At 58.7% G+C, this 19,733-nt stretch carries 14 protein-coding genes and 2 pseudogenes; 12 read left to right on the top strand and 4 right to left on the bottom strand.

The window, feature by feature from the left end:
• Positions 1 to 470: 470 nt before the first annotated feature.
• Complete coding sequence (locus AAFG50_RS09465) at positions 471 to 929, top strand: hypothetical protein (RefSeq protein ID WP_028174157.1); 459 nt, start codon at positions 471 to 473, stop codon at positions 927 to 929.
• 120 nt (positions 930 to 1,049) lie between these two features.
• Here the strand turns inward: AAFG50_RS09465 and AAFG50_RS09460 are convergent, their stop codons facing one another.
• Positions 1,050 to 1,451 carry a hypothetical protein gene (locus AAFG50_RS09460; RefSeq protein WP_028174156.1) on the bottom strand — a complete coding sequence of 134 codons (402 nt, stop codon included), beginning with the start codon at positions 1,449 to 1,451 and terminating at the stop codon, positions 1,050 to 1,052.
• 480 nt (positions 1,452 to 1,931) lie between these two features.
• On the opposite strand from AAFG50_RS09460, the gene AAFG50_RS09455 reads away from it, so the two are divergent.
• On the top strand, positions 1,932 to 3,884 hold the full coding sequence (locus AAFG50_RS09455) for a tetratricopeptide repeat protein (protein ID WP_028174155.1): 1,953 nt from the start codon (positions 1,932 to 1,934) through the stop codon (positions 3,882 to 3,884).
• 285 nt (positions 3,885 to 4,169) lie between these two features.
• Here AAFG50_RS09455 and AAFG50_RS09450 read toward each other — a convergent pair whose 3' ends face one another.
• Together AAFG50_RS09450 and AAFG50_RS09445 are read right to left on the bottom strand one after the other, a co-directional pair.
• Entirely contained in the window at positions 4,170 to 4,628 is a 459-nt protein-coding gene (locus tag AAFG50_RS09450; protein ID WP_028174154.1) for a cupin domain-containing protein, read from the bottom strand.
• 314 nt (positions 4,629 to 4,942) lie between these two features.
• Positions 4,943 to 6,148 (bottom strand): histidine kinase dimerization/phosphoacceptor domain -containing protein, encoded by a 1,206-nt coding sequence (locus AAFG50_RS09445; RefSeq protein ID WP_028174153.1) that lies wholly within the window; start codon positions 6,146 to 6,148, stop codon positions 4,943 to 4,945.
• A 156-nt stretch (positions 6,149 to 6,304) separates the two neighbouring features.
• Here AAFG50_RS09445 and AAFG50_RS09440 point away from each other — a divergent pair.
• From AAFG50_RS09440 to AAFG50_RS09400, 9 genes and pseudogenes are all read left to right on the top strand, one after another.
• A pseudogene (locus AAFG50_RS09440) lies at positions 6,305 to 7,368 on the top strand (IS110-like element ISBj4 family transposase).
• Between the two features lie 1,004 nt (positions 7,369 to 8,372).
• A complete protein-coding gene (locus AAFG50_RS09435; protein WP_039183889.1) occupies positions 8,373 to 9,116 on the top strand; it encodes a Crp/Fnr family transcriptional regulator in 744 nt (247 codons plus the stop codon).
• Positions 9,117 to 9,253: 137 nt separating this feature from the next.
• Positions 9,254 to 10,744 (top strand): annotated as a pseudogene (gene istA / locus AAFG50_RS09430) (IS21 family transposase); the annotation flags it as partial.
• 8 nt (positions 10,745 to 10,752) lie between these two features.
• Entirely contained in the window at positions 10,753 to 11,616 is an 864-nt protein-coding gene (istB, locus tag AAFG50_RS09425; protein ID WP_039183785.1) for an IS21-like element helper ATPase IstB, read from the top strand.
• 230 nt (positions 11,617 to 11,846) lie between these two features.
• A complete protein-coding gene (locus tag AAFG50_RS09420; RefSeq protein WP_074077756.1) occupies positions 11,847 to 12,941 on the top strand; it encodes an IS110-like element ISBj4 family transposase in 1,095 nt (364 codons plus the stop codon).
• 748 nt (positions 12,942 to 13,689) lie between these two features.
• Entirely contained in the window at positions 13,690 to 15,078 is a 1,389-nt protein-coding gene (locus AAFG50_RS09415; protein WP_028176073.1) for a hypothetical protein, read from the top strand.
• A gap of 1,175 nt (positions 15,079 to 16,253) precedes the next feature.
• On the top strand, positions 16,254 to 16,454 hold the full coding sequence (locus AAFG50_RS09410; protein WP_011090410.1) for a hypothetical protein: 201 nt from the start codon (positions 16,254 to 16,256) through the stop codon (positions 16,452 to 16,454).
• Between the two features lie 492 nt (positions 16,455 to 16,946).
• Positions 16,947 to 17,156: a hypothetical protein gene (locus tag AAFG50_RS09405; RefSeq protein WP_166466022.1), complete on the top strand. Its 210-nt coding sequence runs from the start codon at positions 16,947 to 16,949 to the stop codon at positions 17,154 to 17,156.
• A gap of 20 nt (positions 17,157 to 17,176) precedes the next feature.
• The gene (locus AAFG50_RS09400; RefSeq protein ID WP_074077349.1) at positions 17,177 to 17,491 is read left to right on the top strand and encodes a PilZ domain-containing protein; all 315 of its coding nucleotides are present in this window, start codon (positions 17,177 to 17,179) and stop codon (positions 17,489 to 17,491) included.
• A 296-nt stretch (positions 17,492 to 17,787) separates the two neighbouring features.
• On the opposite strand, the gene AAFG50_RS09395 is transcribed toward AAFG50_RS09400, so the two are convergent.
• A protein-coding gene (locus AAFG50_RS09395) for an IS3-like element ISRj2 family transposase (RefSeq protein ID WP_109866565.1) occupies positions 17,788 to 18,917 on the bottom strand; the annotation gives its coding sequence in 2 pieces (ribosomal slippage) (positions 17,788 to 18,665 and positions 18,665 to 18,917; 1,131 coding nt in all).
• Between the two features lie 96 nt (positions 18,918 to 19,013).
• Here AAFG50_RS09395 and AAFG50_RS09390 point away from each other — a divergent pair.
• Positions 19,014 to 19,717 (top strand): IS5 family transposase gene (locus AAFG50_RS09390; RefSeq protein WP_231166716.1). Its coding sequence is split into 2 segments (ribosomal slippage): positions 19,014 to 19,283 and positions 19,286 to 19,717, totalling 702 coding nucleotides; the frame shifts between segments, so codons are not numbered across the junction.
• The last annotated feature ends 16 nt before the right edge of the window (positions 19,718 to 19,733 follow it).

Here is a 19,733-nt window from a genome sequence, read left to right as displayed (position 1 = left end):
CGCCGGCCTCGCGCCATTCGGAGCGGCCAACATAGACTCCCGACTTTCGATATATGTCCGCGAGGTTGGAGCCGCAGCTCGCTCAGCCGCCTGAGGCAGGAAACTCGCGCGACTGATAGATCGGCGGGCAGGAAAATTTCGGCCATCCTGGTGACGTTCCGACGTTCCTGTCGAGACAGGAATTACGGATTATTGCCGATCAAATGCCTTTGAAGCCCGGAATGTCGCGTTTGGGTCATGAGCGCCGTTCGAAGGGGCGGCCGGTTGTTTCCGGTCTACCTCCATGAGCCGACCACCCGGGACGCTGCCTAAACTTCGCATTCGGGCCAGAAGCGGTCATCATCGCACATCAATCAAAGTGAGGGCTCGCAGTGTCAGGCAGCCAAAGATGAATGTGCTTTCTTCCCGAATTGGATAGCCTGAGCTATGCCTGGGAAATTGGCCAATTGCCATCTCTCGGGAGACCACGAATGAAGTGGATAGTCACTGCCACCATTGCGCTTACTGCTTCGGTAGTGTTCGCAGCCGCGCAGCCAGCAAAAGAGCCCTACCAACCGGGCCTTGGCGAATTCATGACAGCTACGCAGCTTCGCCACGCCAAGCTATGGTTTGCTGGCGAACAAAATAACTGGGACCTCGCTGCTTATGAGATCGACGAGATCAAGGAAGGCTTAGAGGACGCCGCAAGGCTTTTTCCAACATATGAAGGCATCCCTGTCGCTGAGATGATCAAGACCATCATCGATCCACGGATAGAGGAGCTTGAAAAGGCCATTAGAGCAAAGAGCAGCACCAAATTTACGGCCGCCTTCGACGAGCTTACCAGCGGCTGCAATAGCTGCCACGCGGGAGCCAGCAAGCCGTTTATACGCATTCAGCGTCCAATCGCGTCTCCACTGACCAACCAGAATTTTGCGCCAGAAAAATAATGGGAGTTGCGCGCATCGACCACATGACTTCCGAATAGGGTCACGAGCATCGTTTGGCAGTTGGGCCGGCCGTTTCATGTTTGCCCCCTTAAGCAGACAACGTGGGGGATGCTAGGACAGCTAGCCGTAGAAGCTTCGCTCTTCGGTCACGGAGAACATGATGCGCATTAGCAACTGACCGGCGAAAATGATGATCGCGCTCACGACAATGAGCAGCGAAATATACGTGGAAGAGCCAATTGGAGCCACGGCAGGAACCAGGTAGGGAGCCAAGTACAGAGCAGCGAGGCTTGCACCGCGAAGGAAGAAATAGACCGGCTTCCTAAGCCTCTCTCGCGAACTCATCCAATCACAAAGGAAAAATAGGCAGCCGTAGATAAAAATCGATGACAGGTATGCCGCCGAAGCTAAGTTCAGGCCCCACGACAATAGCAGGAACAACGACTGCCTGTTCACGAAAAAAAAGATCCCAGCACCCGCGAAGAAAAGAACGACGCGATGGACTTTATCAACGGCGGCCACACTCGGTCTCCTTGGGAGAACAAGCCACGACAGATAAGCTGGTAGCAGCAAGTAGAGCTAAGAAGGCTTTGCAGCGAGGGATCATGCTAAATTCGGTTTCTGACCGGCGACGTCAACATCACACGTTTTGGTAGTGCCGTATTATTGCGTCAACCCATGCCGCAGCAAATACTCAATTTTCCATGAACAGAGGAAGTCCAATTCAGGGTCAACAGGCGCCGTCCTGACCGCCGCCGGTCACGTCCGGTCTGGCGCGACAACCGGACGATTTCAAAGCCAGCCCGGGCTTCGCGTTCGGGCCATTCGACGACATAGCGTCGCGTCTTCGAGAATGTTCGGATAAGCCGGAGCGGACATCGGTCAACGCGGCTGACGTGTCGACTAGATGGCGATGACCGATATCCACTTCTAGGTAGGCATCCCGCGTTTGGCACAGCCGTGTGATCCGTCGTACAAATGTGCCGGGTTGGATTGCGGGCCATGGTGCAAGAGCGACCAGTCCGGGTCGAGCGCAGGTTATCGGCGATTTTGGCCGCCGACGTGGCTGGCTATTCGCGGCTCATGCACAATGACGAAGAGGCTACCCACGCCAAGCTAAGCGCGCTGCTAACGGAAGCTGTCCAGCCGGCAATCGCTGAACACGGTGGCCACATCGTGAAGAACACCGGGGACGGGTTCTTGGCCGAGTTTCCGAGCGCGGTCGAGGCGGTTCGAGCCGCGATGCAGTTCCAGACCAGCATTCATGAACTTACAATCGGTGATGTGGAAGACAGGCGCATTGCTTTCCGTGTGGGCATCAATATCGGCGACGTAATTGTTGAACCTCATGACATTTTTGGGGACGGCGTCAATATTGCGGCGCGGCTTGAGGGCGTCGCAGAGCCCGGCGGCATCTGCATCTCGTCTTCTGCCTACGATCAAGTCCAAGGCAAGGTCGGGGTTGAGTTCGGCGATCTGGGCGAGCAGAACCTCAAAAACATTGCCCGTCCGGTCCGGGTCTATCGAATGCGGCCATGCAATGCAGCAACACGCCCACAGGCCTCGTTGCTGCACCGTGACACGCCGCAGATTGGTTGGTTTCCAAACATGTTTGGTGGCTTTCCGATCCGCCTGTGGCCGGCGCTTCGTGCGCGGCGCGCTCGGATGGCTCTAGTGATTGCCTTGCTGTTTCTTCTGAGCGGCGGCGTAGCTTATTGGTATATGCATCAAGGCGAGCCGCAGCCGTTGAACCATCGCCTGTCGATTGTCGTGCTGCCATTCACGAATCTAAGCAATGCATCCGAGCAGGAATACTTTGCTGAAGGTATTACTGACGACCTGAGTGCCGATCTTTCACGGATCGAGGATAGCTTTGTGATCGCGCCCAGCACAGCCCGCGCCTACAAGAATGTTGACCCGAAGCGCGTTGGCCGCGAACTCGGCGTACGCTACATCCTTGACGGCAGCCTGCGCAGAACGGACTCACTGGTCCGGATCAATGCCAGGCTGATTGATGCCCGGACTGGCGCCGAGATCTGGTCGGAGCGCGTCGACGGTGACTGGTCCAAATCGATGCAGCTTCAGGATATCATCACCGGTCGACTGGCGCGGCGGCTTGATCTTGAACTGACAAACCAGGAAAGCCGCGACGCGGAGGTTATGCGGCCAAACAACCCTGACGCGGTCGATCTCACGATGCGGGGGTGGGCTGTGCTCAACCAACCCTATTCGCGCGAGCAGTTGTCGCAGTCGCGAGCCCTTTTCGAACGTGCGCTCCAAATCGATCCAGGCTTCCCGAAGGCGTTGGTGGGCCTGGCTGAGACTCTGGCAATGGAGGTCAACTATCGTTGGACAGATGCGCCGGCAGATCAGCTACGGCGTGCTGAGAGCGCCGTAGGCCAGGTCCTGTCAAAGTTTCCCAGTGATGCGATGGCACATTTTGTGAGGGGAGAGATCCAGCGGGCCAGCGGTAGGAATGTTGAGGCCGCGGTCGGCGAGTACGAAGCGGCAATCGCGATCAACCCCAGCCTGGCCCCGGCCCATGGCGCGCTCGGCGCCGCCAAGATCCGCGTCGGCCGTTCCGCGGAGGCATTTGCGCCGCTCCAAATGGCCATCCAGCTCAGCCCCCGTGATCCGCTGCTAAGCACGTGGTACTTCTACATCGGCCATGCACACTCCCATCTCGGGCAGTATGAGGGGGCGATTGATTGGTGCGGCCGCTCCATCGCGGTGCAGCCTCTTTGGATTGCCTACGCAGATCTCGCCGCCGCCCACGCACTAACGGGACATGAGCGTGAAGCTTACGCCGCAGTTGCCGAGCTTCGTCGGCTCAGGCCGAGCTACACCGTCACCGAGTGGTTGCAGGATGGCAAGGGATGGTCCGACAACGCCGTCTTCCTTGCCGAGTTTCAGCGCATTGCCGATGGTTTGCGCAAAGCGGGTCTGCCGGAGTGAGAGGTTGGAGAGAGCCTAGCAAAGAGCCGCGTTGATTCTCGCGCTCGCCGTGTGTCGGATATCAGCTCCGTCCGCTCTCGTCACAGCACGAGTCCGAGATGGGTCAAAATGCGAAGAACTCAGAGTGAGCAAAGTCAGTCCGCTCTACCCCACCAAGCGGACCTCAATGAAACGTGTCGCCACTTCGCTCATGGGCCAGCAACGGCCTCGTGCGCGGCACCAACTCGTAGCGATCACCTCGTCGGGCTATAACAAATCTGCCAGCTTTAGGCTGGGCGCCGACAGCTATTTCTTGCGCGGATCGTCAGCCGGGTTGACGTAGTCAATACCTCCCGGGCCGGTGAACTGAACTTGGAGAACCGCCTCTTCGTTGCCGGTCCATGCGTAATGCGCGTGTTTTGCCGGATACACCCACAATGCGCCCGGTTTCAACAGTTCGCCTTTCTTCTCGAACTTTTCACCTTGGCTCGTTCCGATAGTACCACTGATTATCGTTACGACCTCGGAATAAGGATGAGTGTGCGGGGGCATTTGGAAGTTGGCGGGAAACTTGATGCGTAAGACGACGGTGTCTCCGGCCTTTGTCTGGTCGCCTACCAGAGCGGCGAGTTGAACGCCCTTCGGAAATGCTGGGTTATCCTTCCAGATCAGTGCGTCAGGCGTAACCTGGATGTGCTTGTCTTGCGCCATCCCAGAGCTTGCAAACGCGATCAAAGCGGCGGCGGCAAAGAGCTGCTTTTTCATGCTGCTACTCCCTGCAAATGGACAATGGGGGAATGAGAGCATATCAAATCAGGCTACTCTGCAGGAACAGATTTTCTGACCTGTTGTTGCGGACGGCCGGCCACTATCATCGGATGTCGCCTTCGGGTCATGAGCGCCCTTCGGAGGGGCGGCCTTTTGCTTTCGGTTTACCCCCATGAGCCGACGGCCGGGGACGCTGCTTAGACTTCGCATTCGGGCCAACAGGAGACTCACGCACGGCAGCAATGACTGGCGTTATTCGATCACCTCGTCGGCACGAGCGAGCAAGGTCGGCGGAATCGTTATGGCCCCCTTCAGATCACCTTCTTGCGAAGAATAGGTAAGTTTACCAAAAACCGCGCTCCTTTCGTCGCGCCAGTAACAACGGCTATATGTCCCTGAAGCTGGCCAACCAGGCCTTTGATGACCTTAAACCCCAAACTGGTGCGCGGTTGATCGATGTCAAAGCCATCCGGCAGGCCGATGCCTTGGTCGGAAACTTCGAGGCGAAGTTGTCCCTCTATCTCGCGGGCAGAGATTTCGATCGCGCCTTTGCCTTCCGGGTAAGCATACTTCACCGCGTTGGTAACGAGCTCGTTGACCAACAATCCTAGCGGAATTGCGTGATCCGCAGAAAGCAACATTGAGTCTGCATGGCAGTGCAAGGAGAGCCCCTCGGTTGCCCCCTTCAATTTTTTGCAAAGCTCGGTCATAAAATCTTCCAGGTCGACAAAGCCGATTTGCGAACCACGCCATAGGTGATCATGCACTTGGGCGATGGTTTCCACGCGCGCACTCGCATCGTCTAACGCATTCCTGACTTCTTCGGATTGTGCACTCCGTGCTTCCACGCGAAGGAGGCCGACAACCGAAGTCAGGCTGTTCTTGACACGATGGCTCATTTCTCGTGTCAGCAATTCCTGATGCTCGAGGGCCTTCTGAAGCTTGGCGTCGGCCTGCTGGCGTTCGATGGCGATGCCAAGCAGGCTGGCGAAGCCCGCAAGGAAGTGTGCGTCCGCCTCGTCGAACTCGCCAGGGTCGGTACTATCGACTTCCAGCACGCCGAAGGACTGATTGCCCTCTGCCCCCCGTTCTATCAGCACGTTGATTGCCCGCCTGATACCATGATCCGCAAGGAGCTGAGGCGTACGGAAACGCGTCTCCGCTTCTAGATGGTTTGATATGACGCTCTTTCCAGTCTGGTATGCATACCCTGCTGGCGACCCGGTATCCGTGCTAAGCGAAACGATATTGATGGTCCCGGGCGCCCAACCGACGCCGGCGCGAACCATAAGGCCTTTTTCATCTGGAAGAAATTCTAAGACCTTAGCGAAGCGAACTCTCAGACCCTGTGCGCATAATTCCGTTGCGCGTTGCAGTATTAGCGTGAAGTCGCGGGTCAGCATCGCTATGCGGCCGAAATCCCCAAGTAAGGATTGTTGCTCCAATCGATATGAAAGTTCGTCTCGACTTGGCGGTGTTGCGGAAAGCAATTGTTCCCGCCCGACGTCGGAAGTCATCGAAATCTACCCTTCGAGCCCGTTAACCCCGCCATGGGAAGACTAGCACGTTACTGGCGTTTGAATGCGACCAATGTCCGCTAATGGGATGGTCCGGCCGTGCTCCTGCCCCGCCAGCGATAAGCTGGCCAGGGGCGCCAAGACAAGGAGCACGCCATGTCCCAGACACCCAGTACCGCGATCGCCGTGATCGGCATCGATATCGGCAAAAACTCGTTCCACGTCGTGGCCACGATACGCGCGGCACCGTCGTGCTGCGGCAAAAGTGGTCGCGTGGCCAGGTCGAGGCGCGGCTCGCCAATATGCCGCCTTGCCTGATCGGCATGGAAGCCTGCGTCGGCGCACATCATTTGAGCCGCAAACTCGCATCGTTAGGTCACGATGCCAGGTTGATGCCGGCCAAATATGTCCGCCCTTATAGCAAAGGACCGAAGAACGACTTCAATGACGCCGAAGCGATTGCCGAAGCCGTGCAGCGCCCGACGATGAAGTTCGTGGCGACCAAGACCGCGGAGCAACTGGATCTGCAGGCGCTGCATCGGGTGCGCGAGCGGCTGGTGTCGCAACGCACCGGCATCATCAACCAGATTCGCGCCTTCATGCTGGAACGCGGGATCGCGGTGCGCCAGGGTATCGGCTTCCTGCGCACAGAACTGCCCACCATCCTTGCGACGCGCACCGATGCCCTGTCGCCACGCATGTTGTGTGTCATCGAGGAGTTGGCAGGCGACTGGCGTCGGCTGGATCAGCGCATCGATAGGCTCTCCGGCGAGATCGAAGCACTGGCCCGTCAAGATCAGGCATGTTCGCGCCTGATGACGGTGCCTGGCATCGGGCCGATCATTTCGAGCGCCATGGTGGCCGCGATCGGCACTGGAGACGTCTTCTCCAAAGGCCGTGACTTCGGCGCCTGGCTCGGGCTGGTGCCCAAGCAGATCTCGACGGGAGACCGCACGATCCTCGGCAAAATCTCAAGGCGCGGCAATCGCTACCTCCGCGTTCTGTTCGTCCAGGCGGCATGGGTGGTGCTGGTCAGGATCAAGAACTGGGAACGTTACGGACTCAGATCCTGGATCGAAGCCGCCAAGAAGCGATTGCACCACAACGTGCTGGCGATCGCACTCGCCAACAAGCTTGCCCGCATCGCCTGGGCGGTGCTGGCTAAAGGACGCGCCTTCGAGCTGACAAGGACCAACGATGCAGGCGTCCGACCCGCTTGATCGTCGCGCCGTGCTCGGCGCGGTCAAGGCGCGGCCTGGCAACGCCGGAGCCAGCCGCAAGCCAAGCGCAACGGCCGGCCTTGACCGCCCGTGCGCGCGACGCGACGCACGTCCTGCGGGCCGGGACGAAGGAACGGCCCCTGGCTCGAACACAGGAACTGCGAGGTAGGAGGAGCAAGCGATGACGTAACCCCATCAACAGGTTCCAGCCGAGGTCTGCGAGAGGATGAGACGAGATGGAGGTTCGGTCTTCCCGGCGCATGCGAACACTGGTGACCCAAATGGCCCAATCGAGGCCTGTCCGCTAATGAGAACGCACGCGCGCTGATATCCATGATGGCCCGGAGAAAATGCTCCAACCAAAGGCCGGATACATTGATGCAAGACCACACCACCTGATCGACGAACCTCTTGCTACGCACGGCCGGACCATACAAGTGGGTCAAGATGCGAAATACTCTACGCGAGCAGATGTTTTCCGCTTCGCCTCTAAACTCAGACGTTGCTCGATGCGCTCGGCACTTCGCATTCGGTGCCACTTTCGGACCAAACGACCGCCTCGTCAGCATGCGCGGGGGAATGCCGCGCATCGTCTGTCTCGGCGGGGCGTGCTGGCGGAATTCCAAGACGCCCCAGCTTCCAGTAGCTTGTGCGCATCATCGTGCAGAACGCGACGATCGCGGTCCGGGGCATAGTTCGCGCACACTCTTCCGACATCGCCGCGGCGTTTGCCGCGCCCCGGAAATTGGAACTCCCTATGATGTTACCCATACGCATTTTGCAATTGTGCCGCGTAGCGCTGGAATCTAAGTCCTCAATGATCCGGCGAGACAAAAATTCGCCTCGCGATCGCGTGTGTTTGGAGTTCAATTTTTGACATTGAGAGCTTCCGCAGCTGAATTGGATTTCGGGGGGCGAAGCGTAGGCGGATTCAAACAAAGTTCGAGGTTGCCGCCCTATGCCGCTCGAAATGCGATGCGGCGGATGGTTCGCGGCGGGCTACAGTGACGCTTTCCAGCGGGATCGGTAACCGACTTTTGGCAGCACTACCGGCGGCGGATCTCGATCTGCTGGCACCCGACCTAGAGATGGTCGCGCTCGATCGGGACTCGGTCGTCTCGCGGGCGGGTGACCAGACCGAGCACGTCCTCTTCCCCCATAGTGGCGCCATTTCTGTGATGATCGACATGGCGAACGGGCAGACGGTCGCCAGCGCCGCAATAGGGCGCGAGGGAGCAGTAGGCACTCTTTCCGTGCTCGGGCCGTCTCCTGCGGCCGTTACCGCCATCGTTCGTGCCGCGGGCACCGCCTCGCGGATCCCCGCATCGCGATTCCACGCCGCTTTCAGCCGGAGCCCCGCGATCCGTCACGCAGTCCAGATTCACTTCAAGGCGATGCTGATACAGCTACAAATCGGCGGGGCCTGCAATGCGCTGCATTCGGTCCAAGCCCGCATGGCGCGCTGGCTGCTCCATCTTCGCGACCGCGTCGACCACGACGTCCTCCCGCTCACCCAGGAGGCGCTTTCGCAAATACTAGGTGTGCGACGAACGACGGTGACGCTCCTGATGCGGAATCTGCGCGCTTCCGGAGCGATCATATCTGAACGGCGAGGCGAAATCGAGATCGACCCTTCGCGGCTCGCAGCGGTGGCGTGCGAATGCCGCGACACCATGCGTCTCGAAATCGAGGGGATCTTCTCTATGAATGCAACCCAATCTCGCGTTTTGGTTCTGCCGACGCAGTAATTGAAACGGGCGATGTAGCCGCTTGTCATTCGGCCTGCAATATTGACCCCCTAAGCCGGGGGATCGGCGTCCAAAATTGACCCCCTATAGGTTGGTCTGTTGCGCTGCCTGCTTTGGAATGAAGCAGGTGGTCGAGGATGCTGATCGTGGAGACGATTGCGCGGATTCGGCGCGAGCACTTCATCAAGGGCAAGACGATCAAGGAGATTGCCCGTGACCTGAAGGTGTCGCGGAACACGGTCCGGAAGGTGCTGAGGTCAGGAGAGACCTCCTTCGAGTACGAGCGGCAAGTGCAGCCGCGGCCAAAGCTGGGACGATGGGCAGTAGAGCTCGACGGACTGCTGGCGGCGAACGCGGCCAAACCGGCTCGTGAACAGCTGACGTTAATCCGGATCTTCGAAGAGCTGCGCAGCCGTGGCTATGACGGCGGCTACGATGCGGTGCGGCGTTACGCCAGGCGGTGGAGCAAGGAACGCGGGCAATCGACCGCGGCTGCTTATGTCCCGCTAAGCTTTGCCCCAGGCGAAGCCTACCAGTTCGACTGGAGCCACGAGGTGGTCTTGCTGAGCGGCACCACGGTGATGGTGAAGGCCGCCCATGTCCGGCTCTGTCACAGCCGCATGCTGTTCGTGCGGGCCTATCCGCGGGAGACGCAGGAGATGGTGTTCGACGCCCACGACCGGGCGTTCGCCCTGTTCAAAGGCACCTGCACCCGCGGCATCTACGACAACATGAAGACCGCCGTAGAGACGATCTTCGTCGGTAAAGGGCGTCTCTACAATCGCCGCTTCCTGCAGATGTGCAGCCACTATCTGGTCGATCCGGTCGCCTGCACGCCAGCGTCGGGCTGGGAGAAGGGGCAGGTCGAGAACCAGGTCGGGCTGGTCAGGGAACGCTTCTTCACGCCGCGGCTGCGGTTCAAAAACCTCGACGAGTTAAACGCCTGGCTGCTCGACAAATGCATCGCCTACGCCAAGGTTCATCGCCATCCGGAGCTGGTCGATCAGACGATCTGGGAAGTGTTCGAAGCCGAACGCCCCAAACTCGTTCCCTATGCCGGCCGCTTCGACGGCTTCCATGCGGTGACGGCATCGGTCTCGAAGACCTGCCTGGTGCGCTTCGACAACAACAAGTACTCGGTCGCAGCCAGCGCAGTCGGGCGACCGGTCGAGGTTCAAGCCTATGCCGATCGCATCGTGATCCGTCAGGATGGACGCATCGTTGCCGAGCACCCGCGATCCTTTGGCCGCGGCGATACCGTCTACGACCCCTGGCATTATGTGCCGGTGCTCGCCCGCAAACCCGGCGCCTTGCGCAACGGTGCTCCCTTCAAAGACTGGGTGCTGCCAGCCGCGATCGAGCGGATCCGGCGCAAGCTTGCCAGCACCGACGACGGCAATCGACAGATGGTCGACATCCTCAACGCGGTGCTGACTGACGGTCTGCCCGCGGTGGAAGCGGCCTGTGCCGAAGCGCTCAGTCACAGCGTCCATTCGGCCGATGTCGTTCTCAATATCCTGGCCCGTCAACGTGAACCCGCCCCACCGGCCAACATCATGACGCCGGCCGCACTGACGCTCCGTCATGCACCGATCGCCGATTGTGCCCGCTACGACAACCTCCGGAGGACCATCTGATGGAACGAACCCAAATCTTCGACCTCATGGGCGAACTCAAGCTCTACGGCATGAAGGCTGCCTTCGACGAGATCATGGCAACTGCCGTCAAGCGCCAGCACGAACCTCAGCGCATTGTCGGCGACCTGCTCAACGCCGAGATCAACGAGAAGCAAGCCAGGTCGATCAAATACCAGCTCACCATTGCCAAGCTTCCGCTTGCCAAGGACATCGCCGACTTCCAGTTCGACGGCACGCCGATCAATCAGACACTCGTCAATGATCTTGCTGGCGGCGGCTTCATCGCCCAACAACGCAACGTCGTGCTGGTTGGCGGCACCGGCACAGGCAAAACCCACCTGGCCATTGCCATCGCCAGAAGCTGCATCCGATCCGGTGCCCGCGGCCGCTTCTTCAACGTAGTCGACCTCGTCAATCGCCTCGAGACCGAGACCCGCAACGGACGGCAAGGACGGCTCGCCGAGCATCTGACCCGGATGGACTTCATTGTGCTGGATGAACTCGGCTATTTGCCCTTCGCCCAGTCCGGTGGCCAGCTTCTCTTCCACCTCGTCAGCCGGCTCTATGAGCGCGCCTCCGTCATCGTGACCACCAATCTCGCCTTCGGCGAATGGCCGAGCGTGTTCGGCGACGCCAAAATGACCACCGCGCTGCTCGATCGGTTGACCCATCACTGTGACATCGTCGAGACCGGCAATGACAGCTGGCGCTTCAAAAGCCGCGACGACGATCACGCCACCCGCGCTCGTCTCGTCTCCGCTATCCCGGCCAGCTCCAACGAGCCGAGCGCTACCGTCAAACCGCGGCGCACGAAGGGGTCAAAATTGGACGCCGATGAGGGGTCAAATTTACAGGCCGATTGACATCTCGAAGCTCACACTGCCAGGCTACGGGTTCTATCTCGTGCATCAGTCTGGGCACCCAAAGCTCGCGGCGATAGGCGCATTCATCGCGTGGGTGCACTCAATGCAGAATGGTGCTCGATAGCAACGCTCGCGCCGTCCGCCGAGGTTGTTCCCTATGGAAACAAGCCTTTCCGGGAACTTCTGCTAATGGGATGGTCCGGCCGTGCTCCTGCCCTGCCAGCGATAAGCTGGCCAGGGGCGCCAAGACAAGGAGCACGCCATCCCAGACACCCAGTACTGCGATCGCCGTGATCGGCATCGATATCGGCAAAAACTCGTTCCACGTCGTGGGCCACGATACGCGCGGCGCCGTCGTGCTGCGGCAAAAGTGGTCGCGTGGCCAGGTCGAGGCGCGGCTCGCCAATATGCCGCCTTGCCTGATCGGCATGGAAGCCTGCGTCGGCGCACATCATTTGAGCCGCAAACTCGCATCGTTAGGTCACGATGCCAGGTTGATGCCGGCCAAATATGTCCGCCCTTATAGCAAAGGACCGAAGAACGACTTCAATGACGCCGAAGCGATTGCCGAAGCCGTGCAGCGCCCGACGATGAAGTTCGTGGCGACCAAGACCGCGGAGCAACTGGATCTGCAGGCGCTGCATCGGGTGCGCGAGCGGCTGGTGTCGCAACGCACCGGCATCATCAACCAGATTCGCGCCTTCATGCTGGAACGCGGGATCGCGGTGCGCCAGGGTATCGGCTTCCTGCGCACAGAACTGCCCACCATCCTTGCGACGCGCACCGATGCCCTGTCGCCACGCATGTTGTGTGTCATCGAGGAGTTGGCAGGCGACTGGCGTCGGCTGGATCAGCGCATCGATAGCCTCTCCGGCGAGATCGAAGCACTGGCCCGTCAAGATCAGGCATGTTCGCGCCTGATGACGGTGTCTGGCATCGGGCCGATCATTTCGAGCGCCATGGTGGCCGCGATCGGCACTGGAGACGTCTTCTCCAAAGGCCGTGACTTCGGCGCCTGGCTCGGGCTGGTGCCCAAGCAGATCTCGACGGGAGACCGCACGATCCTCGGCAAAATCTCAAGGCGCGGCAATCGCTACCTCCGCGTTCTGTTCGTCCAGGCGGCATGGGTGGTGCTGGTCAGGATCAAGAACTGGGAACGTTACGGACTCAGATCCTGGATCGAAGCCGCCAAGAAGCGATTGCACCACAACGTGCTGGCGATCGCACTCGCCAACAAGCTTGCCCGCATCGCCTGGGCGGTGCTGGCTAAAGGACGCGCCTTCGAGCTGACAAGGACCAACGATGCAGGCGTCCGACCCGCTTGATCGTCGCGCCGTGCTCGGCGCGGTCAAGGCGCGGCCTGGCAACGCCGGAGCCAGCCGCAAGCAAAGCGCAACGGCCGGCCTTGACCGCCCGTGCGCGCGACGCGACGCACGTCCTGCGGGCCGGGACGAAGGAACGGCCCCTGGCTCGAACACAGGAACTGCGAGGTAGGAGGAGCAAGCGATGACGTAACCCCATCAACAGGTTCCAGCCGAGGTCTGCGAGAGGATGAGACGAGATGGAGGTTCGGTCTTCCCGGCGCATGCGAACACTGGTGACCCAAATGGCCCAATCGAGGCCTGTCCGCTAATGAGAACGCACGCGCGCTGATATCCATGATGGCCCGGAGCAAATGCTCCAATCAAAGGCCGGATACATTGATGCAAGACCACACCACCTGATCGACGAACCTCTTGCTACGCACGGCCGGACCATACATAGGGTCAAACTGAGAAGTCCGGGCACTCAGTCGGCAGGTCGGCTTTACCCCCAACTCCAGACAAACCGCTGCATCGGACCAACTGACGCGATGGGCCATTCGCGACATTCTAGCGGTGCGCCGAAAAATTCCGGTCTACCCCGATAGGAAGACATAACGCATTCGTGAACCTCGCCACAGGGCGACAGCTGTCCTTGCGAATGAACACAAGGGACGGCAGGGGCGACCAACCCTACAGCGGGAAGAGTTGCCACAGCTCTGGCTGCATGTCATGACGTTCGAGGCAGCATTCCCGTTCCGGGAGGCGCGATATGCTGCAGTTGAAAGACAAGGTCGGACGGTTCGCGACGACAGGGCGCAGCTGCCAGAACTGGAAAAAGGATCAGGAGCTGGTCATTTCGCTGCTCAACAAGATCGCCATTTCCGATGGCGGCGCCGAGAACACGCTTAAACCACAGATGGTCGTGACCGGTTATGCCAGCAACGGCCTTTACAACTCGATTCTGTACTTCCAAAAGAAGAACTTTCCCGGCACGCCTGACGGCTATGTTCGGCCTGCCGGACCGACATTCAGTCGGCTCGTTGAACTGTCGACGAAGGCGGCCGCCAAGCCCGCCCCGCCAAAGGGCCAATGGGACGCAATCGCGACTCCTTCCGTCGATGCTGCACTTCGCAAAGGCCTCATCGACGATTCAAAGCTGGACTACGCAGAGGTCGTTGACATCATCCGGGCTACCGTCGCAGACGGCATGGTCACCGCATTCGAGCTGGACGACCTGACCACCATTGCGAACACCTCCAGAACGCTCTCCCCCACCTCGAAAAAACTCATCACGCTCTTCGTCGGAGAAGAATACAAGGAGAAGCGCGGGATCGGACCGTACGACCTCAATTCCGACCAGAAAAAACTAGCCGCGGAAATGGTCTGCGATTTCCTGAAAAACACGAGGACGACGTTCTTTCCGAAGCTCGACCCACACCGCGTCGGCATAGGTATTCTCAGGCGCATTGCGAAGCCGAGCCTCATCAATCAAGATCAGGGAAGTCTGTGCGGGCCATCCGCCCTGATGTTCGGCTACGCGTCCGACAGGCCAGGGTCTTACGCGCGGTTCGCGATCGATCTCTATCAGAAGGGGCAGGCGAACCTTGGCCGCCTGCTGATCAAGCCCGGAAAGGATGTGAGGAACTTCACGCCACCCTGGTCGCTGGACCACGTCGACTGGCTGACATGCGCCTCCATACGCGATTCGGAGAACTGGTTCTTCGATTTCGACGACACGGGCAAGATCAGCGATCTTGCGGGTGTCACCCTCCCGAGCGAAATGGAGCAATGGTTTCGCAAGGCCGGATACCGAGACGTGCGCGAGAATACCAACATTTCGCGATTCAACAAAGACATCGACGATGTAAACGAAGCCAACCGGCTGCTCGACAGCGGATATCGCGTATGTCTTTTCATAAGCGCCAATATGATCGACTATGACGACCAGTCCGATAAAGGCTCCGCGTTTACGATGCACTGGGTCGTGCTGCGCGAGAAGATACAAGTGATGAACGGGTACGTGAAGGCGAAGGTCTTCTCATATGGCGATGGAGACTACGTGATACCGCATCCGCAGGAAAAAACCGGTGCCGTCAAGCCCCTCGCCATTCGGGACTTTCTTATGAATTTTTATGGGTACGTTGCTGCCAAGGGGTGACCGGGGCCAGAAGCGCCGAAGGCATGACGATGCTGGTTACGCACGAGATGGTCTTCTTCGCCGATGTCTCGACCTGCGTCGGCTTCATGAAATGCCGGCATCATGGCCGAGGATCGGCACGCCCGAGGAAACCATCCGCCAGCCGCGCAGCGAAACGGCTGAAGGTTCTTGAGCCGGTTTCACGAGGCGCACCGAGGCTTGTACTCGCAGAACGCCCGGCAGTTAGGGCGCATAGAAGTCCGCTGTGCCCCTGATTGCGACGCAATAGTGGACCTCACGAGAGGTCGGTTAATGGGTCAAACTGAGAAGTCCGGGCGCTCAGCCGGCGGGTCGGCTTTACCCCCAACTCCAGACAAACCGCTGCATCGGACTAACTGACGCGATGGGCCATAAGGCGACGTAGGCTAGTTCACGCGCGAGCGTCGACCAGTCGGCACGCCCTTAGCCTCACGGCGTCCGGGCGACTGAAGCTGATATACTTTGGCCTAATTTTTTTGGGTTCAGCAAACATCCTTTACCGATTGCGGCGACCCTATATTTTCCGGGTCGGCACCGATCAGTTTGATTACGCGGAGCGAGCGCTGGTTCATTTCACCGTGGACAATTACATCGATCTAAACGGGGTTATCAGACACGAAGGTCACCGCACGTTGCATGGGAAATATGATGACGCGGAATTTGACAGCTTCGTCGATGTTGCGACAGGACGGAACAATCCCGATGTCGGGAACTGGAATCTAGCAAAGAGTAAGTTTGAAGGCCTGCTCCGATCGATCCTCATAGAGAATTTTTTCCGGAATGACGTCAAGCATCGGTTGGCACTTACGTGCTTCTTGCTTTAGCATTCTGCGGATACGGCCTGCTTCTTATTCCGAGCTTCGACTGAGGTCATTCGCGTCACGATAAGGGGTGTGACGTAAGAGCCCTCGCATGCGCAGCGCCAATTCGGCACCTTCGCGCTTCGCACCGGGATCGCCATAGGGCTGATCCAGCGCGCTCAAGGTGGGATAGCACCGTAGACTTTGCCACGGCATCAGGCCCAGCGCTTCGATCCGGCAATGATTCGCGGCTAACAGTTGCACATTTACAACCCGCACAGTCATTTGAGATACTAAGCTCGTCGATTGAGACGACCAAAACATATTTCATTCAATAAGATTAGCGGGGGACAAAAGGTGTTTGATGTCTATCGCAATGACAAGCGCGACTTGCTCGTTCTAAGTACAGGCTCTGCCGTACCCGTGCTTTACTCTGCACATAAGTGGCGCAAGAGCAGAAAAAGAGTTTTCAAAGTCAGCGCCGAGATCAGGCTGGCCGTTCAGAGCCAAGGCTATTACGTCCGCCGCTTGCGCGTTACCGATAAGGGATTGATGTAGGTCGAGTGCGTCAGCATCACCCCCGACCAAGCGCCATCCTCGCGCCCTACCGCGTGGTCAACTGCTATGCCCCGTGCCTGCGTAGTGCCGGATGATCCGGTAAATCGATGCTTGCCGAAATTCGATCACTTATTTTCTGCAACTTGGATACTTCAATACCGACCGCGCGCAACCTGATAAACTTTCGTTAACCACTTAGGCGTGAAACTAAAACACGGATTTCTACTGCGTATCGGGCAGCCGTGATTATCACGGCAACTCTAGTCGGAGTTGGTCTGTTCGACCGTTGTCTCGCGTGAAGCTATATTTTTTTCATCGTTTTTTTGATCGCTTTCGACAAAGCAACGTCATTGCGGCAGTAATTGCCGACCGCAAAAGAGATTTGCGACAATGTCTTCGGTCCTTAGATTTCAGCGGCCTCGCAAATTGAAATCTGGGACAAGTCCCTCAGACCAGAGACTGCCCGACGTTTTAGCGAACGTCGCCGCTCTGTTGTCGCAGGTTGAAGTTCTAAAAATTAAGACAGCAGATGACGCCCGCCAGGCCATTTTTCTTCTTGAACTCGCGAATACTTGCATCCGACTGATCGTCGGGCAGACCAATTTGGATGAAGAGGTCAGAAAGGCGCTACTTGCTCATTCTGCGATGATCGATATGCGCCTTGGAGCCGCGCGCAGGGACGCATCTATTTTGAAAAGTTGATTGAAGCATTGGAATTTCAGATGATTGGAAATAATCGAAAGACAAATCGCGTTCGGTTTGACCACAAACATATCGTTAGGATCATGGGAGCCGATGGGACATGGCAGCGAAGGTGTCATCTTCTCGACGCGTCTGAAAGCGGTGCCAAACTTGAGGTTGAAGGCTCAACCGATCCTCTAAAGGCACAAGAATTTTTCCTCGTTCTATCCACCACAGGTCTGGCATTTCGGCGATGCGAACTGATTTGGGTCGATGGATCTCAGGTCGGAATTCATTTCGTCACCGCGCGGACAAAGGGTAAGCCCCCGGTGACGGCCACCTTGCGTCGGCAGTGAGGCTTCGCGAAGCCATAGGACTAGTCCTGGAGCTAGGGTCTGTACCTAAATAGCGCCACGTGATTCTCTTGCCTACGTGTTGATTCGGGGGCGAGAGAATGCGCGCTGGTTTGTTTTGGCTGAACGACAGGCAATGGGCGCGTATCGAACAGAGCTGGCCCCGGTTGTTTGGACAGCGCCCCGCTGGATTTAAGTGGATTCCTGCCGGGTTATGCTGAACGCGGGGCTTTACGATTTTGTCGTTGCGTCGGGAGGGCGTAGCCCGACCAGAGCGACGACAAAATCGTCGGCGACGGTCATGCGGCCATCACCATAGCTTGCGTGCCGAAGTAAGCCTCGTCGGGCGTGCGCCCGTCAAGGCTCGAGTGAGGGCGTCCCTGATTGTAGAAGGCCAGATACTTGGCAATTGACGCTCGCGCCTCGGACACGCTGTCGTAGGCGCGGAGATAAACTTCTTCGTATTTGACCGTGCGCCAGAGCCGCTCGACAAACACGTTGTCGCGCCAGGCGCCCTTGCCATCCATGCTGATGGCGATCTTCGCGTCCAGCAGCACATCGGTGAACTCGAGGCTGGTGAACTGGCTGCCCTGGTCCGTGTTGAAAATCGCGGGCCTGCCGTGCTTCGCCAACGCCTCCTGGACCGCTTCGACGCAGAAGGCCGCCTCCATTGTGATCGAGACGCGATGGGCCAGGACCCGTCGGCTGAACACATCGACGACCGCCGCGAGATAGACGAAGCCACGCCGCATCGGAATGTAGGTGATGTCCATTGCCCACGCATGGTCGGGCCGCTCGATCTTCAATCCGCGCAACAGGTACGGGTAGATCTTGTGACCCGGAGCCGGCTTGCTCGTGTTCGGGCGACGATAGACCGCCTCGATCCCCATGCGCTTCATCAGCGTCGCGATGTGGCGGCGACCGGCGTATACCCCCTCCCGCCGCAGCAACGATCGCAGCATACGCGCTCCCGCGAAGGGATAATCGAGATGCAGCTCATCGAGCCGACGCATCAAGGCAAGGTCCTCGGCCGAAACTGGCCGAGGTTCATAGTAGACCGTGCTGCGAGCCAGCTTCAGGACCTTCGCCTGGCGCACGATAGAAAGATCATGACCGCGGTCGATCATCGCTTTGCGCTCAGCAGGCCCGCCTTGGTGAGCGCGCCGGACAAAAAATCGTTTTCCAACGCCAGCTCGCCGATCTTGGCATGCAACGCCTTCAAATCGACCGGCGTCTCGGCCGATGTCTTGTCATGCCCAAACACGCCGGCGGCGCCTTCCAGGAGCTGGTTTTTCCAGATCGTGATCTGGTTCGGATGAACATCAAACAGTTGCGCCAGCTCCGCCAGTGTCTTGTCTCCTTTGACCGCAGCCAAAGCAACCTTCGCCTTGAATGCCGGAGAATGCGTCCGGCGGCTCTTCTTCGTCATCTTCGCTCCTGATTCGCAGCAAGAATCCTCGCCGCTGTCAGGCAGAAAATCCACTCAAGCTACTGTCCGAATTTGCGGGGCCAGCTCTAACCGCATCTGCCGAGGGGACTGACGGGGCCGGATCGGGACGACGACCGACGCATCGTCAGCGGCATCATTCACATGCTGCAATCGGGTGCACGATGGCGTGATTGTCCACGTGAATACGGCCCTTACACGACGATCTACAATCGCTTCAATCGCTGGGCCAAGCGAGGACGATGGTGCGCAATCTTCGAAGCGCTGGCCAAGCCTGGCGAAGACGGCGTCGTACTGTCGCTCGACTCGACCTCGATTAAAGCTCACCGGTGTGCCTCCGGCGGAAAAGGGGGGAGCACAATCAAGCAATCGGCCGCTCGCGCGGAGGCCGCACGACAAAAATCCATGCGCTGAGCGATCCGCTCTGCCGGCCGGTCGTCCTGCATCTGACTCCAGGCCAGGATGCCGATATCGCTGCGGCTCCCGATGTCCTGGCGCTCGCGCCACCCATGAGCGTGCTCCTCGCCGACAAAGGGTATGATGGCGACAAGCTTCGCGGCGCAATCATTCGTCGTGGCGCCAAGCCCGTAATCCCCAATAAATCTAACCGTGTCGTCATCCATCGCTTCAACAAACGCGCCTACAAAGGACGAAATGTCATCGAACGCTGCTTTTGCAGGCTCAAGGACTTCCGGCGCATCGCCACGCGATATGACAAGCTCGCCCGTAATTTTTTGGCCGCTGTTCATCTCGCCGCTCTCGTCGCATATTGGCTCAATTGAGTCTGGACCCTAGTCC

Source organism: Bradyrhizobium sp. B039 (assembly GCF_038965675.1).
Taxonomy (GTDB): domain Bacteria; phylum Pseudomonadota; class Alphaproteobacteria; order Rhizobiales; family Xanthobacteraceae; genus Bradyrhizobium; species Bradyrhizobium diazoefficiens.
Note: the sequence above shows the minus strand (reverse complement) of the source record. Positions and strands in the feature narration are given on the sequence as shown.